This window comes from Endozoicomonas sp. ALE010, from assembly GCF_049310165.1.
Classification (GTDB): Bacteria; Pseudomonadota; Gammaproteobacteria; order Pseudomonadales; family Endozoicomonadaceae; genus Endozoicomonas.
Map to the genome: position 1 here is coordinate 1 of NZ_JBLYNV010000048.1, position 15647 is coordinate 15647.

The window sequence follows — 15647 nt, forward strand, 5'->3', positions numbered from 1 at the left end:
GTGCTGGCGGCATCAAAGCTGAGCCAGGCGGGCAGGGCACTGCCATCGGCCAGGGTGGCGCTGTAGCTCAGGGTGTCACCATCCAGGTCAGTGAAGCTGTCTGCTGGCAGCTGGTAGCTGAAGGCGTCGTCCTGATCGGCACTCTGGTCTGCCAGCGCTGCGTTCAGCACTGGTCCGTCGTTGTTGCCGGTGACAGTGATGGTCAGGGTGCTGCTATCCGTCAGTGGCGTGCCATCATCATCTGAAACGGTGTAGTTCACCACGACGGTGGCGGTTTCACCGGTGGCCAGATAATCAAAGTCTGTACCGGGATTGAAGGTGATGTCATTGCCACTGAAGCTGACGCTGGCGGTGCCAGGCACAATAGCCTGGCTGTCACTGTCGTTGGTCATGGCAGCAATGCTGGCAGCGCTCACACTGAGCACATCACTGCTATCGGTATCACTGTCGTTGGCAAGGACATCGACGGTAACACTGTTGTCTTCCTGAGTGGTGCCGGTATCAACGACGGCCACGGGTGCATCGTTGGTGCCAGTGATCGTGACGGTCACCTGCTGATCCACGGTGCCACCCCGGCCATCGTCCACGGTGACGGTGTAAGACTGGGTCAGCACCTGGCCTGCTGCCAGGTAATCAATATCCGCATCGGGCACGCTGAAGGTCCAGTCCACCTGGCCGGTGCCATCGCCGGTGGTGTTATTGCTGACCGTGGGGGTAAAGGATCCGAGATATCCGGTGGTGTCCGAAGTGACGCTGACGGTCTGGATATCGGTCAGATCCCCATCAGCAATGGTGAAGCTGCCGCTGTCAGACAGTGTATTAATGCTCTCACCATTGGCTCCATCGGTAATTTCGGTGATGGCTCCGGTCACATCTGTGGCAGCCGTAACGGTGGGAAGCTTGTTGTCGGTGCCGGTGACGGTGATGGTCAGTGTGCTGTTATCAGTCAGTGGCGTACCATCATCATCGGTGATTGTGTAGTTGAGCACCACCGTAGCCGTTTCGTCCTTGTTCAGATAGTCGAAATCGGTACCGGGATTGAAGGTAACATCGTTGCCGTTGAAGCTGACACTGGCCGTGTTGAGAGTGACGGGCTGTTGATCACCATCATTGGTCATGGTGGCAATGCTGGCGGCACTGACACTGAGCGTATTGCTGGTGTCCGGGTCACTATCATTGGCGATTACATCGACGGTGACGTCGCTGTTTTCCCAGGTGTTATCGGTATCTGCGGTGGCCACCGGTGCATCGTTGGTGCCGGTAACGGTGATGGTCAGGGTGCTGCTATCAGTCTGTGGTGTGCCGTTATCATCGGTAACGGTGTAGTTCACCAGAACGGTAGCGGTTTCGCCGGTGGCCAGATAATCAAAGTCACTGCCGGGATTGAAGGTGATGTTATTGCCACTAACGTTGAGACTGGCGGTGCTCAGCGGAACAGCGTGACTGTCACTGTTGTTGGTCATGGTGGCAATGCTGGCTGCGCTGAGACTGAGCTCGTTGCTGGCATCCGGGTCAGAGTCATTGGCAATAACATCCACGCTGATACTGTTGTTTTCCTGAGTTGCGTCAGTATCGGCGGTGGCTACCGGGGCATCATTAGTGCCGGTTACCGTGATGGTCAGGATGCTGTTATCCGTCAGTGGTGTTCCATCATCATCGGTGATGGTGTAGTTCACCTTCACCGTGGCGGTTTCGCCACTGGCCAGGTAATCAAAGTCGGTACCGGGATTGAAGATAACATTATTGCCGCTGAAGCTGACACTGGCGGTATTGTGGAGAATGGTCTGGCTGTCGCCATCATTGGTCATGCTGGCAATACCGACGGCATTGACACTGAGCCCATTGCTGGTGTCCAGGTCACTGTCATTGGCGATCACATCCACAGTAACGCTGCTGTTTTCCGCGGTATCACTGGTATCTGCGGTGGCTACCGGTGCATCGTTGGTGCCGGTGACAGTGATGGTGAGGGTGCTGCTATCCGTCAGTGGCGTGCCATCATCATCGGTAACGGTGTAGTTCACTACGACGGTGGCGGTTTCACCGGTGGCCAGATAATCAAAGTCGTTGCCAGGGGAAAAGATTACGTTGTTGCCACTGAAGCTGACACTGGCGGTGCCGGGCACAATGGCCTGGCTGTTGCTGTTGTTGGTCATGGTGGCAATGCTGGCAGCGCTCACACTGAGCACATCACTGCTATCGGTATTACTGTCGTTGGCAAGGACATCGACGGTAACACTGTTGTCTTCCTGAGTGGTGCCGGTATCGACGACAGCCACGGGTGCATCGTTGGTGCCGGTGATCGTGACGGTCACCTGCTGATCCACGGTGCCACCCCGGCCATCGTCCACGGTGACGGTGTAAGACTGGGTCAGCACCTGGCCTGCTGCCAGGTAATCAATATCCGCATCGGGCACGCTGAAGGTCCAGTCTACCTGGCCGGTGCCATCGCCGGTGGTGTTATTGCTGACAGTGGGGGTGAAAGATCCGAGATATCCGGTGGTGTCCGAAGTGACGCTGACGGTTTGGACATCAGTCAGATCCACATCAGCAATGGTAAAGCTGCCGTTGTCAGACAGTGTATTGATGCTCTCACCATTGGCATCATCGGCAATTTCGGTTATGGCTCCGGTCACATCTGTCACCGCCGTGATGGTGGGAGCAATGCTGTTGGTGCCGGTGACGGTGATGGTCAGGGTGCTGCTATCAGTCAGTGGCGTGCCATCATCATCGGTGACTGTGTAGTTGAGTATTACCGTGGCCGTTTCGCCATTGGCCAGATATTCGAAATCGGTACCGGGATCGAAGATAACATTGTTACCGCTGAAACTGACACTGGCCGTGCTGAGAGTGACGGGCTGTTGATCACCATCATTGGTCATGGTGGCAATGCTGGCGGCACTGACACTGAGCGTATTGCTGGTGTCCGGGTCACTATCATTGGCGATTACATCGACGGTGATGGCGTTTTTTTCCCAGGTGTTATCGGTATCTGCGGTGGCCACCGGTGCATCGTTGGTGCCGGTAACGGTGATGGTCAGGGTGCTGCTATCAGTCAGTGGTGTGCCGTTATCATCGGTAACGGTGTAGTTCACCAGAACGGTAGCGGTTTCGCCGGTGGCCAGATAATCAAAGTCACTGCCGGGATTGAAGGTGATGTTATTGCCACTGACGCTGAGACTGGCGGTGCTCAGCGCAATAGCCTGACTGTCGCTGTTGTTGGTTACGGTGGCAATGCTGGCTGCGCTGAGACTGAACCCGTTGTTGGCATCCGGGTCAGAGTCATTGGCAATAACATCCACGCTGATACTGTTGTTTTCCTGAGTTGCGTCAGTATCGGCGGTGGCTACCGGGGCATCATTAGTGCCGGTTACTGTGATGGTCAGGGTGCTGTTATCCGTCAGTGGTGTTCCATCATCATCGGTGACGGTGTAGTTCACCTTCACCGTGGCCGTTTCGCTACTGGCCAGGTAATCAAAGTCGGTGCCGGGATTGAAGGTAACATTATTGCCACTGAAGCTGACACTGGCGGTATTGTGGAGAATGGTCTGGCTGTCGCCATCATTGGTCATGCTGGCAATACCGGCGGCATTGACACTGAGCCCATTGCTGGTGTCCAGGTCACTGTCATTGGCGATCACATCCACAGTAACGCTGCTGTTTTCCCCGGTATCACCGATATCTGCGGTGGCTACCGGTGCATCGTTGGTGCCGGTAACCGTGATGGTCAGGGTGCTGCTGTCCGTCAGTGGCGTACCATCATCATCAGTAACGGTATAGTTCACCACGACGGTGGCGGTTTCACCGGTGGCCAGATAATCAAAGTCGTTGCCAGGGGAAAAGATTACGTTGTTGCCACTGAAGCTGACACTGGCGGTGCCGGGCACAATGGCCTGGCTGTTGCTGTTGTTGGTCATGGTGGCAATGCTGGCAGCACTGACACTAAGCATATTGTTGCCATCCAGGTCACTGTCGTTGGCAATGACATCGACGAAAACGCTGTTGTTTTCCCCGGTTGTGTCAATATCGGCGGTGGCTACTGGCCCGTCGTTGGCTCCGGTGACGGTAATGGTGGTGATGGCATTTGAGGTCATACCACCATCGTCACTCATGATGTAGTGAATGGTGATGACAGCTGACTCACCGGTTGCCAGATAATCAAAATCTGCCCCTGGGGTAAACTGCAGCCGGTTATCGACAATGCTGACAGAGCCCTGACCAGCCATGACATTGCCCAGGTTATCGACAATCTCAGCGCTGAGGAGGTTGAAGTTGTCTGGTCCATCAGCCAGATCCTCATCAACATCATTTGCCAGTACATCGATGATCAGTACATGATTTTCATGGCTGTCATCAACATCGTCATAAGCTTCAGGCACTTCATTGAGATCATTAATTGAAACACTGACGGAGGCATTTCTGCTGATACCATTCTGGCTAGTTACTTCGACGGTTAAGTTGTAGCTATCTCTTATTTCATGATTCAGGGGGCCGGTAACGAGCAGTTCACCGGTTGTGGGCCTGATGGCAAAGGCGTTGTCTTCATTACCTCCGATAATGGCAAACGTCATATTGTCAGATTGGCTGGCAATAACCTGACCTACGACCGCAGAGCCGTCTTCAGGGACGTTTTCATTAACGTTAAAGTTTTGACTTTCGATGACTGGAGCAATGCTTTCAGGGGCAGAAGGTTGATTGTCGCTCAGCTGACTAATTGAGTTGAACTCCAGTTGACTGAGTTCGTTACCTTTTGATTGATCTTCCGTTGATTGGCGGTCTGTATTTTGACTGTTTTCCTGCTCAATGACGACCGTAGTAGGTAACCGTGATTGGGTAATGCCTGTATCTGATTGATCTGAAGTGCTTTGTGTTGAATCTGAATTATCTGATTGCTCTGTTGGTGAGTCATTAACCTGTTCGCTTTCTTTAACTTGATCACTTTCATCAGCTTCATCGCTTTGATCACTTTCTTCGCTTTCTTTATCTTGATCGCCTTCTTCGCCGGCAGCCGTTGGATCAAGACTATTAACGATCTCTGCCCCCATCACTACTTGTTGCGCCACCGGAACCGTTAGAGATTGACCATTTAATAATTTGACGACAACTTCTGAACCGGACTCATTATTAATGACTTCATCAAGAAAAATGGGGTCACCAACCTTTTTGGTGACAACGTTTCCATTTGAATCAGTGACTTCAATGGCCGAAGTGGCATCGGTTACATATCCTATGACGGGGATATTTTTGTCAGAATTCATTAGTTTACCTCTTCCGCTAAGGTGTTGTCCGGCTTACATGCGGTTCATGAACTTATTCAGTAATTGTAGTTGTTTGATGTGGGGTATAATCAGTCAACATATTTAAAAAGACAGATTCGTATTCAGATGAATCATCGGTCATTTTGATCAGTCAATTTTTTGATTGTTTTGTTTTTATTATTAGAGATTGAAGGGTTTCATCAAGCGTTGATTCCAGTGAAGCGATTAACGCTGATGCCTCTGCCAGCTGGCTGGCTTTACCTTCCTTCTCGATGTCGGCGGCAATCATTGCCAGCTGTGTGGCACCAAGATTGTTACTGCTTGATTTCAGGGTATGGGCTGCTCTTACCAGCACCTCCCGGTCTGCATCTTTGGAAGAGAATTTGATGTCGGCCATTAATTTAGGGGCGTCTTCCAGATAGCTGTTAATCAGTACCGGGAACTCTTCTTCCATCAACTCCTGAAGTGCATTGAAGACGGACTGATCAATCAATGGATGCTGTTTTGATAGATCCGGTTTGCTGGCAATCGTCCGGTTTTTTTCTGCAGCTTTCGGTGTTCCTGTTTGTGGCGGTGTGTCGTGAATCAGCCAGTGCGCCAGCCTCTCCCTGAGGTGGTCAATTTTGACCGGTTTGCTCAGATAGTCATCCATGCCGGCAGCCAGGCACTTTTCCCGGTCTTCAGCCATTGCATTGGCGGTCATCGCGATGATCGGTATTCTGGGTAACTGTTGCTCACGCTCTCTTTGTCTGATCAGACCTGTGGCTTCATATCCGCTCATCTCCGGCATTTGGCAGTCCATCAGCACCAGGTCGTAGGTTTGGTGTCGGCTCATGTTGACCGCTTCACGACCATCTTCTGCTATATGAATATGACTCAAGCCAATTTTTTTCAGCATGCTGGTAGCGACTTTCTGGTTGACCATATTGTCTTCTACCAGAAGTATCTGGATGCTTTCGGAGAATACTGCCGTTTCTGGTTCATGTTGGTCTGTCAGACCATCCGGTTGTTGGCTGGCGTAATGCATCACCTGCATGGCGGTATCCAGCAATCTGGACTGTCGGAATGGTTTGCTCAGGCAAGCGGACAGCCCGGCCGCTTGCTGTTGTTCTTGAGGGATAAAACCGGTCGAGCTAAGCATGATTCTGCGAATGGACTGTAAGTCGGGATCGTCTTCGATCACTTTAGACAATTCCAGCCCATCCATGTCGGGCATATTCATATCCAGAAAGACAAGCTCATAGGGCTGGTTATTGTTATGAGCTTTTCTCAATAGCTGCAGAGCGTCTTTTGCGGTTGATGCCTCGTTGTGATCCAGGCCCCAGGCTGTTAGATAGTGGCGAAGAATCTCCCGGTTGGTGTGATTATCATCAACGACCAGGGCTTTTATACCGTCCAGTGCATGAAGTGTCTGAGACTTTTGCCTGCATTGGTTTTGGGATATGGCCATCTCCAGAGTGAAGGTGAATGTGGAGCCGAGACCTTCAGCACTGATAACACGGATGTTGCCTCCCATTAGCTCAACCAACTGTCGGGAGATCGTCAAACCCAGACCGGTGCCTCCAAACTTCCGGGTAGTACTGCCGTCGGCCTGGGTAAACTCATTGAACAGGGTTGGCAGGATATGTTCAGCAATACCAATGCCGGTATCCTCCACAGAAAATTCAATTTGTGCCGACGCCTGTGACCGTTTGATCAGGTTTACTTTAACGCTGACCTCTCCCTTGATGGTGAACTTTATGGCATTGCCAATCAGGTTGGTTAGCACCTGCCTAAGTCTTACCGAGTCTCCTTTCAGTGTGGCTGGCAGGTCAACATCGGTATAGCAGCTAAGCTCCAGGCCCTTCTCTCGGGCGGTGCCTGCCAGTAATGTGCAGACATCTTCAACAACATCCCGGACTGAAATATCCACTGCCTCAATGGTCATCTTGCCAGCTTCAATTTTTGAAAAGTCGAGAATGTCGTTAATGATGGAAAGTAGCGAATCAGCAGAGGAATAAGCGGTATTCAAAAAATCATTTTGTGTTTTTGTGAGTGGGGTGTCTTTCATCAGGTCCAGCATGCCAAGAACACCATTCATCGGCGTACGGATTTCATGGCTCATATTGGCCAGGAAAGAACTTTTGGCTTTGACCGCATCCAATGCGGCTTCTTTGGCTTCATTAAGCTCCGTCAGATTTTCTTTCAGCCCCCGATTGGCCATTTTCAGTTCATTGGTTCTACTGGTAACGGTGGCTTCCAGGTTTTCACGATGTTGTTGCAGTCGGTCATCTCGTTCTTTGATCTGCATGAGCATGTTATTGAAGCAGTCATACAGTTGCCCAATCTCATCGTTGTCGTATTTTTGCACCTGGCGATCATACTGCTGGTATTTGGTGATTTCGCTGATGGTATCAGCCAGTTCTGTAATGGGCCGTGCCAGCAGTTTTTGCAGCCTGGCACTCAGCATTGCCGCCAGTACGATAGAAATTAATGCCGCAATCATGACCAAAAACAAGATATGAGTGAGGTGCAGGTAGAGCTCACTCAGGTTTGACTGGATATAAATGGCACCAATAAACTGACCATCCAAATTGATAGGACGATATAAATGCAGCTTGGCTTTGCTGAATAAGGTAACGGGCTGGTTGAGTTCCTGCAGGGTAAAGGCCCAGGGTTGCTTCTTTTCCCGATGATAGTCGGCGACGCGCTCACCGGACGGATTTAATAAGTAGGCTGCTTCTATTTCATTGGTGCTGGAGAAACCGTTCAATAGTTGTTCAGCTGCTATGGTATCCTCAAACATTAAAGCTGCCTGGGCATTGGCACCAATCACTTCAACCAGGGTTTCCAGTTTACTGACCAGCAAAGACCGTGAGTGCATATATTCACTCACGGTTTGCACACTCAGGGTCACCAGCAGAACGGAATACGCCGTTATCAGCATGGCGTATCGTAACTTCTTTTTAATGGGCAGGTTCTTAAATGTGATCATAATGACTATTTAACAACCTTGGCTAACCTCATTAATTGGGCATTAATTGTCAGGCTCGCGTTTCTGGTCGCACTCTGACTGATGGCAAACTGGATCCGGCTGCCGGTACGGATCAGTCCTATCACGCCACCTTGATAAGCGAAGTTCTCGCTATCACTGATGGTCAGTACCGATTCATTTTTTAATTTCTGTAAGATTTCGGATACGACATGTGGCGTTGAGTTATGGATGTAGACAATGTCGCACAGCTTTTCCAATGGGGCGCTGTGTATTTTATGAGTGACTGATATACGCCGCCCCCTGCTGAATTTATGATTGATTTTTTGCAGTTCACTGTTAATGGCTCCGCTACCAATAATGCACAGTGCCAGGGTCTGCTTTTTTCCGGGCCAGGCAACAAACTTGGACAGTTTATAGACAATGGCGGCCTTAACCTTATCAGCTTTGGTAACTTCACTGGCTGCTGATTGAGTTACGTTTAAGCAGCAGAGCAGAGCTATTGCAATGATTGCGCAGGTTTTGTTGATTATGATCGGCATGAAGTGATCTCCCCCATCCGATTAATGTTGCCAGCGTAACTGCAGGTACCAGGATTCCTGTACCTCAGTTTCGCCGAGCCCGCTGAATATTTCATCGAATTCCAGCCGTTGTTTGTCGAACAGGTTCTTGCCGGTCAGGGACAGTTCAAGGTCTTTGCCGAATTTTTTGGCTACCCTGAAGTCCAGGGCCGTGTTGGCACTAACTTCTGCATCTCTGAGGTTATCCATATAGCGTACCCAGAAATCCAGATACCACTGGTGGGGTAAGTTCATGTAAGAACGGATATTGGCGGTATTGTTGGCACTGAGGGTTTCCAGTAAGTGTTCATTTCCCCTAAGGTAGCTGTTGGTTATAGCTGAACCGGAATCCTTGCTGAATGCATCAACACCCAGAAAACTGTAGTTAAATTGCAGTTTCCACCAGGGGGTTGCCTGCCAGTCTGTTGTTACCTCCAGACCATAAGTGTTAGCCGTTAGCCCGTTGGCAAATGTGGTTGAATATTCTACGGCGGGTTTGCTTCCATTGTCGCCATAGGAGCAAAGCATGACTGAACTGTCAAAAGTGGTTCTATCCAGGCAACCGGGTTGATCAACGTAGGCCAAAAGATCTCTGTACTGATTGAAAAAGGCAGTGATATCAAACAGTAGCCGGTTATTAAACTGCTCTCTATAGCCCACCTCCAAAGCAAACAATTTTTCCGAATCCAGTTGATCATTGCCACTGATAGCTAATAAGTCTGGAGTAGCGGTTCCCGGTACAGGAGCGTCCTCTTCTCGCAGGAATGCAATGCCACGGGAGGTTACCGATGTTTCACTGATTGATGGTGTCTTTAACGCACTGGCCGCTTTCATCCACAGGGTTTGCTGGTCCGATATCTTCCAGGTCAGACTGGCATTGGGCTGAATCTCATAACCGGTAAAGTCGTTATGCTCAAAGCGGGAGCTAAGCGTCAGAGCCCATTGCGGTGAAAGAGTAATGTGATCCTGAACAAATGCGCTGTATAGCCGGTCCGTTCGCCTGGCAGGTGCCATGGTGATGTTGTTCGTGGCGCTGTTGAGGTTATATTGGGTCAGTCGATAACCCAGGCCCCAGATGATGTCATGATCGTTGCCGGGCAGTATCTGGTGCTGAAACTCAAGGTCGGCAGTATCTCGCTTTTCCGTGAACCGGTAATCATAATTTTCATAGCGGTCATAGTAGCCTTTGAGGGCAAAGTGGCTGCCGTCAGCCTGGTACTGTTTATAGCTGCCGATCAGATGCCCACCCTTTTGATCTCTGCTTTGATTGTTAATGCGATCCGGGCTCAGTGTGGTTTCATTGAAGATTTTTAAGTCGGGGCGGGTTGTGCCGTCATAAAGTTCACTCTGAAGTGACGCTTCAGCCCCGTTTGATGTTCGCCAATTCGCTTTAAATCCTGTTCGTTTTAATGTCCAGTCGTCATTGGCATCGGTACCGTCTTTGTTCGCTAATCCATCGCGGTTGAAGGTTTTGAAAAACGCCCGGTAGTAGCCAGAATCCCCTAATTCCCCACCGTAGCGATAGGCCCCAAAGGCTTTCTCTTCCGAACCAAACCCGGTAGACAGCAGACCACCCTGGGTATCTGCCGCATGTTTGGTAATAATATTGATCACACCATTTACAGCATTGGCACCCCACAGCGCCGCCCCCGGGCCGCGAATCACCTCAATACGGGCAATATCTTCCAGCATGGTATCCTGGACATCCCAGTTAACACCGGAGAACAGAGGCGAGTAAACGGTGCGACCATCGATCAGTACCAGCAATTTATTGGCAAAAATGTAATTAAAACCCCGGGTACTGATGGACCAGGTATTGCTATTCAACCGGGCTACCTGCATGCCAGGGACCATTCTCAGTGCCTCTGGAATGGATGTCACACCTGAACGCTGAATATCCTCATTGGTGATAACAAACACAGCGGCAGGGGAGTCCATCAGGCGCTGTTTTCTTTTGGATACCGATGTGACGTCGGGGACATCCAGTGCGATCAGCTCTTCCAGGCTGAGATCCAACAGCCCATCATCGGTTATTTCCGGATCGGAATCAGCCTGAAGACTCATGGGAGCGATGAGAGAAGAAAAAATTCCAGCCAGCAGCAGCGCATGATTTGATGGTTTCAAGGTTCCACTCCATTGGATTTATTGAAGAGAGAAGTGCTGCTGAATCATTCTCTGTTCATCCCGGGTATGACTGCTCCATTGCTTGATCTTTGAAGCGTTGCAATACCTGTTTATCTTATTAGCTCTTATTAAAAATTTAGCCCTGATTTCAGGGCTCGTCTGACTATTTCTCACTTAGCCTTCTGGATGGCTCTCAGGAAGGCTGCGGCATCGGCAATCCCGGCACCGCACCTGAAGGTTGAGCAATCGCTATCTGAGGCAAAGGGTCTGGCTGCTTCTTTCAACAGGCGCTCGCGCTCAGAAGGTGACAGCGTTGGATTGACAGCGTAACTAAGGTCAATTAAACCTGCGATATGTGGTGCTGCCATGCTGGTGCCCTGCAGCTCAGCGTAGGAGCCGTTTGTCGGACCGTTCAGCCCGGAATTGTACAATGACAGGATGCCATTGCCCTGGAAAAGAGTCTCACCACCGGGAGCCATAATGTCGATATCGGTACCATAATTTGAGTACCAGCTGAGGTTTCCTGTGCGATTGATAGCACCAACAACTATGACATTTTTGCAGTTTGCCGGCGTGCTCATCGCCACATTTTGTTGCTCATTGCCTGCTGCAACCACCACCGTGACACCCGCAGCAACCACTTCATCAATGGCGTCCTGATAGGTTTGCGGACACCAGAGCGCTTCACCACCAAGGCTTAGATTCAGTACGTTGACCGGATTGGGGTTTATCGGGAGTCCATAGACTTTCAGGCCTGCTCCCCAACGCATGGCTGATACGATATCGGAGGTATAACCACCACATCGCCCAAGCGCCCTGAGCGTTTGCACCCCGGAGAGCCAGGTAACCCCTGAAACACCGACGCTGTCATTGGTTTTCGCCGCAATCGTGCCCGTAACATGAGTACCGTGCCAGCTGCTCTTTCGGGCATTAGCCGGAACCGGGTCACCGAATGAGGAGCCGCAGGCTCCTGGCTGCAGAGCGTCTCCCGGATCCCGGGGGTTACTATCCCAGCCATCACCATCATTCGCCATCCAGGGATCAGAAACAAAATCATAACCTGCTACCAGTCTGCCATTAATCTCCTGGTGGTCAGTAATCCCGGTATCAATAACACCGATCACATTGTCAGTACTGCCAATGGATATTTCCCAGGCAGCAGGGAGATTAATACCCGCTCCGGTTTCAAAGTAGTGCCATTGCTGATTATAAAGGGGGTCGTTGGGGACTCTCATGGCCTGCATTACCAGGTCTGGCTCAGCAAACTTTACCTGGGGATCGTCTTCTAATCCGGCTGCCAGCGTCTTTGCATCGTCAAGATTAACGGTGGCTCCTATTGGCAGTACTTCCTGCCTTTTTCCGGCAGCAACCCCATAACCACCATGGGTTACGCCCTGTTTAATAAAAGCTAATGCTCTGGCTTCGGTAGGCTTTTCTTTAAAGTGAACAATGACTCTATCTGTGCGTTGTAATAAAAGTCGGTAATTATCTACTTCAGCCTGTGAAATGAATGTTGGTGTCAACAGTGTTGCTGCTAAAACAATCCTTGTCAGCAGTGAGTTCATTGATGCTTGCCTCAGGGGTAAATAATTAACCAAATAAAATTTTTAACTCTATTTGGTTAACTACTTGTAGGAATTTGGAATCCACCTAAGAAAAAAGTATGGTGGATGGAAATAGAAGCTTCAAAGTATTTTGGATAGTTGACGGCTGATCTGATATTGGACGTCACAAAGCACCTAATGGTATTGGCAGGTTTGATGTTACTGTCGATTTGTCTTCTGGAAAACGCTGCCATTATTTCGGCAGCACTGGTCAGTATTGATGGTTTTATCCCATCTTAGCTGGCTTTTCTGGCACTTTTTTTGGGTCATTTACTGTAGAATTTATTAAGGCATGGAAATAGTGGAAACCTGGTCAGCCCCTGAACAAAATAAAATCAACAACTGAAGAGGATGATGCTTCATGAATACATTATTAAGGATAGCTACGGTCCTGCTGATGGCATTGAGCCTCAACGCCTTTGCTGACAAACTGTATTTGAATTACGACAACAGTGTGCAGGAAAAATGGCTGGTGGATATTCTTGGCTTTATTACAGCTGCGGATAAGAATTGGCCAGAAATGAACTGAGTGTTGGCGCGATTGTGTGAAGTATAGTAGAAAGATAGTTTAGTTTTTAGAGGATGTTTCCTGCTGTTTTTGATAAATCAGTGTTGAGGTGGCAACGCCGAAATTTTTTTGGGGGGGGTGGCCTGACAGTTGCAGCAGCAAGTTGATGATGGCCAAATGGTGCGTGGTGTGACATTGCAAAAATAACAGCTCACGAATGACCGATGTTTCCGTCTTAACGACAGTTCCATTGGTATCAATGCAGGCATTGAGTGTGAGATGGATCTCACCCGATGCATTCTTTGTCAACTTCACCAGCCGCTTCTTGATACTCAGCAAAGCGCCTACTGCAGAAGCGACATTCCTCTCACATTCCGGGTCTCTGTCCCTGTTGTCGTAGTTAATGTATCTACTATCCAGACCGGATAAAAAACACTGATAAAACTCAATGATATGACGTACATGAGCGCCTATGGTTTGAGCACTGTCAGGAGCGACAGCTTTCTGACAAGTATTTGCAGGAAGTCTTTCAATAACCTGAATCAAATCAGACAGCAACTGTTCATTACATCGGCAGGCATTGGATAGTGACATTGGACTCTGAACCTTATCACTTGATTTACTATTAATCCGTGCCATGTTGGCGCAACATCAGGCCCACGGCACACTTCGGGCTTCTTAGCCATGTCTTATAACTTTTCAGTGTTGCACAGGCTGTTGAGTTTTGTATACAGGGTAGTCAGCTCAAAAAATTCAGAGGTATGTTCTATTCAGGTCGTTAACCGGGATGGTGCTATGTAAACTTCCCACTAAACTAGTTAGAATGCTCGTGCCAGTCAGCGATGAGCTCTTAGACAGCCCTGAGCTCTTTGACAGTCATGAGCCAATAAACAGCGTTAGCTTTACTGAGAGTCAACCGAGGAAAAATAGATGAGCAATATACCTTCTGAGTTACGGTATCTGCGTTCCCATGAATGGGTCAGGTTGGAGGAAGATGGTACCGTCACTATTGGTATTACAGATCATGCCCAGGAAGCCCTGGGGGACGTGGTTTTTGTTGAACTGCCTGAGCAGGGTGCTTTGCTCGCTGCAGGTGATGAGGCCGGCGCTGTAGAGTCTGTAAAAGCTGCCTCAGAGATCTATGTGCCATTGACGGGTGAAGTGATTGACGTTAATGGCATTCTTGAAGACGCTCCGGAAACTGTCAACAGTGATCCTTATAATGATGGCTGGTTCTTCAAGATGAAACTTGATGATGATGGTGAACTCGGTGATCTGATGGATGCAGAAGCCTATGGTGAGTTTATTGAGTCAGAGTCCTGATTGCTTCCGGGCAAGCTGATCCCCGCATCTGAAGTCATTACCTGTTACCAACCACCTGCTGCCAAGAGACAGCAGTGGGTGTGTTATCGGATTGATGCTCTCCTTATACTTCACTTAAGTGCCGGATTTCCTGATGGTTACAGGCAGCCTATCTTTCAAGCTATTTTTTATAAGGACAGCAACCATCCATGAATGATGAGCAGTTACTCCGCTATAGCCGACAAATTATGCTGCCCCAGGTTGATATCGAAGGGCAGGAACGGTTGCTGTCATCAAGCGTTTTAATTCTTGGCCTGGGTGGGTTGGGCTGTCCGGCAGCTCAGTATCTGGCAGCAGCAGGCGTGGGACACATGGTGCTGGTTGACCCGGATACGGTGGATACCAGCAACCTTCAGCGGCAGTCCCTCTATTGTGCCGATGATCTGGGGGCTGCAAAAGTCTCCGCTGCACAGGCCCGGCTGTCGGCAGTCAATGACAGTATTCAGATTGAGACCATCCATGGATGTCTGGCAGGTGAAGGCTTGTCAGAGCAGGTGAGAAAAGCGACTGTGGTTCTGGATTGTACCGATAACTTTACCAGTCGGTTTGCCATCAATGCTGCCTGTGTCAGGTCCTCTGTTCCCCTGGTCAGTGGTGCCGCCATCAGGCTTAACGGCCAGCTGACAGTTTATGATCGTCGTCAGCCAGGTGCTCCCTGTTACCGGTGTCTATACGATGAGCAGAGCAATGAAAACCTCAGCTGTTCTGAATCGGGAATTCTGGGGCCAGTGGTCGGAATGATCGGCACAATGCAGGCATTGGAAGCCATCAAACTGATTGCCGGATTTGGCAAAACATTGAACGGTCGTTTGATGATTTTTGACGCGATGACCATGGATTGGCAGACCATGGGGCTGCAGGCAGATCCGGAGTGTCCTGTCTGCAGCCGGGTGTAAATAGCGTCAAACTTTTGCGAGGGAGGTGTCAGGGTGGTGGAGGACTGTCTTCTACTGCCTCTAACAGACGGGCCTTGTAATCCGGGTCCAGGTCATTCCAGTGCGCACCAATAAGGGCTCCTTCAAGTGCGTAAAGCAATACCTTGGAAACTTTAAAGCCACGGTCACGAACCTTGCAGTAGGCTGCAACAGAGCCTACGTCATGGAGTTGTTCGAGCGTTCTGATGCCTACAGCGTTTAACCATTGTACGGATGTTTTGCCAAGGTTTTTTAATTCGATCAGATCAGTTGCCATGTACTGGATCCCTAACTCAACTCTAGCGTCCGTACCAGAGACAGCATGATTATTAAAAACTCAGAAGTCATT

10 protein-coding genes are annotated in these 15647 nt (G+C 49.8%); 3 read left to right on the top strand and 7 right to left on the bottom strand.

Going from position 1 to position 15647, the window contains the following annotated elements; genetic code table 11:
• The 5 genes from ACO6UY_RS17625 to ACO6UY_RS17645 all read right to left on the bottom strand — a co-directional run.
• Positions 1–5255 (bottom strand): Ig-like domain-containing protein (locus tag ACO6UY_RS17625; protein WP_422490779.1); only part of this gene is annotated, 5255 nt, incomplete at its 3' end.
• A gap of 151 nt (positions 5256–5406) precedes the next feature.
• Positions 5407–8229 carry a response regulator gene (locus ACO6UY_RS17630; RefSeq protein WP_422462685.1) on the bottom strand — a complete coding sequence of 941 codons (2823 nt, stop codon included), beginning with the start codon at positions 8227–8229 and terminating at the stop codon, positions 5407–5409.
• A 5-nt stretch (positions 8230–8234) separates the two neighbouring features.
• A complete protein-coding gene (locus ACO6UY_RS17635) occupies positions 8235–8768 on the bottom strand; it encodes a YfiR family protein (RefSeq protein ID WP_422462683.1) in 534 nt (177 codons plus the stop codon).
• 21 nt (positions 8769–8789) lie between these two features.
• The gene (locus ACO6UY_RS17640) at positions 8790–10910 is read right to left on the bottom strand and encodes a TonB-dependent receptor plug domain-containing protein (protein WP_422462681.1); all 2121 of its coding nucleotides are present in this window, start codon (positions 10908–10910) and stop codon (positions 8790–8792) included.
• Positions 10911–11080: 170 nt separating this feature from the next.
• Positions 11081–12475, bottom strand: a complete 1395-nt coding sequence (locus ACO6UY_RS17645) for a S8 family peptidase (protein WP_422490780.1) — start codon at positions 12473–12475, stop codon at positions 11081–11083.
• Between the two features lie 400 nt (positions 12476–12875).
• Here ACO6UY_RS17645 and ACO6UY_RS17650 point away from each other — a divergent pair, with 400 nt between their 5' ends.
• On the top strand, positions 12876–13043 hold the full coding sequence (locus ACO6UY_RS17650) for a hypothetical protein (protein ID WP_422450578.1): 168 nt from the start codon (positions 12876–12878) through the stop codon (positions 13041–13043).
• A gap of 39 nt (positions 13044–13082) precedes the next feature.
• Here ACO6UY_RS17650 and ACO6UY_RS17655 read toward each other — a convergent pair whose 3' ends face one another.
• The gene (locus tag ACO6UY_RS17655; protein WP_422450579.1) at positions 13083–13616 is read right to left on the bottom strand and encodes a hypothetical protein; all 534 of its coding nucleotides are present in this window, start codon (positions 13614–13616) and stop codon (positions 13083–13085) included.
• Positions 13617–13952: 336 nt separating this feature from the next.
• Between ACO6UY_RS17655 and gcvH the strand changes: the two genes are divergently transcribed.
• Both gcvH and ACO6UY_RS17665 read left to right on the top strand, forming a co-directional pair.
• Positions 13953–14345, top strand: a complete 393-nt coding sequence (gene gcvH, locus ACO6UY_RS17660; protein WP_101748033.1) for a glycine cleavage system protein GcvH — start codon at positions 13953–13955, stop codon at positions 14343–14345.
• Between the two features lie 188 nt (positions 14346–14533).
• Positions 14534–15280 carry a HesA/MoeB/ThiF family protein gene (locus ACO6UY_RS17665; RefSeq protein WP_422490782.1) on the top strand — a complete coding sequence of 249 codons (747 nt, stop codon included), beginning with the start codon at positions 14534–14536 and terminating at the stop codon, positions 15278–15280.
• A 28-nt stretch (positions 15281–15308) separates the two neighbouring features.
• Here ACO6UY_RS17665 and ACO6UY_RS17670 read toward each other — a convergent pair whose 3' ends face one another.
• Complete coding sequence (locus ACO6UY_RS17670; RefSeq protein ID WP_066014644.1) at positions 15309–15575, bottom strand: TfoX/Sxy family protein; 267 nt, start codon at positions 15573–15575, stop codon at positions 15309–15311.
• Positions 15576–15647 lie beyond the last annotated feature (72 nt).

Bases quoted from the DNA above. Each gene is read 5' to 3' on its own strand.
- ACO6UY_RS17635 (WP_422462683.1), bottom strand. From the start codon at position 8,768: ATGCCGATCATAATCAACAAAACCTGCGCAATCATTGCAATAGCTCTG.
- ACO6UY_RS17655 (WP_422450579.1), bottom strand. From the start codon at position 13,616: ATGTCACTATCCAATGCCTGCCGATGTAATGAACAGTTGCTGTCTGAT.
- ACO6UY_RS17630 (WP_422462685.1), bottom strand. From the start codon at position 8,229: ATGATCACATTTAAGAACCTGCCCATTAAAAAGAAGTTACGATACGCC.
- ACO6UY_RS17670 (WP_066014644.1), bottom strand. From the start codon at position 15,575: ATGGCAACTGATCTGATCGAATTAAAAAACCTTGGCAAAACATCCGTA.
- ACO6UY_RS17650 (WP_422450578.1), top strand. From the start codon at position 12,876: ATGAATACATTATTAAGGATAGCTACGGTCCTGCTGATGGCATTGAGC.
- ACO6UY_RS17645 (WP_422490780.1), bottom strand. From the start codon at position 12,475: ATGAACTCACTGCTGACAAGGATTGTTTTAGCAGCAACACTGTTGACA.
- ACO6UY_RS17665 (WP_422490782.1), top strand. From the start codon at position 14,534: ATGAATGATGAGCAGTTACTCCGCTATAGCCGACAAATTATGCTGCCC.
- gcvH (WP_101748033.1), top strand. From the start codon at position 13,953: ATGAGCAATATACCTTCTGAGTTACGGTATCTGCGTTCCCATGAATGG.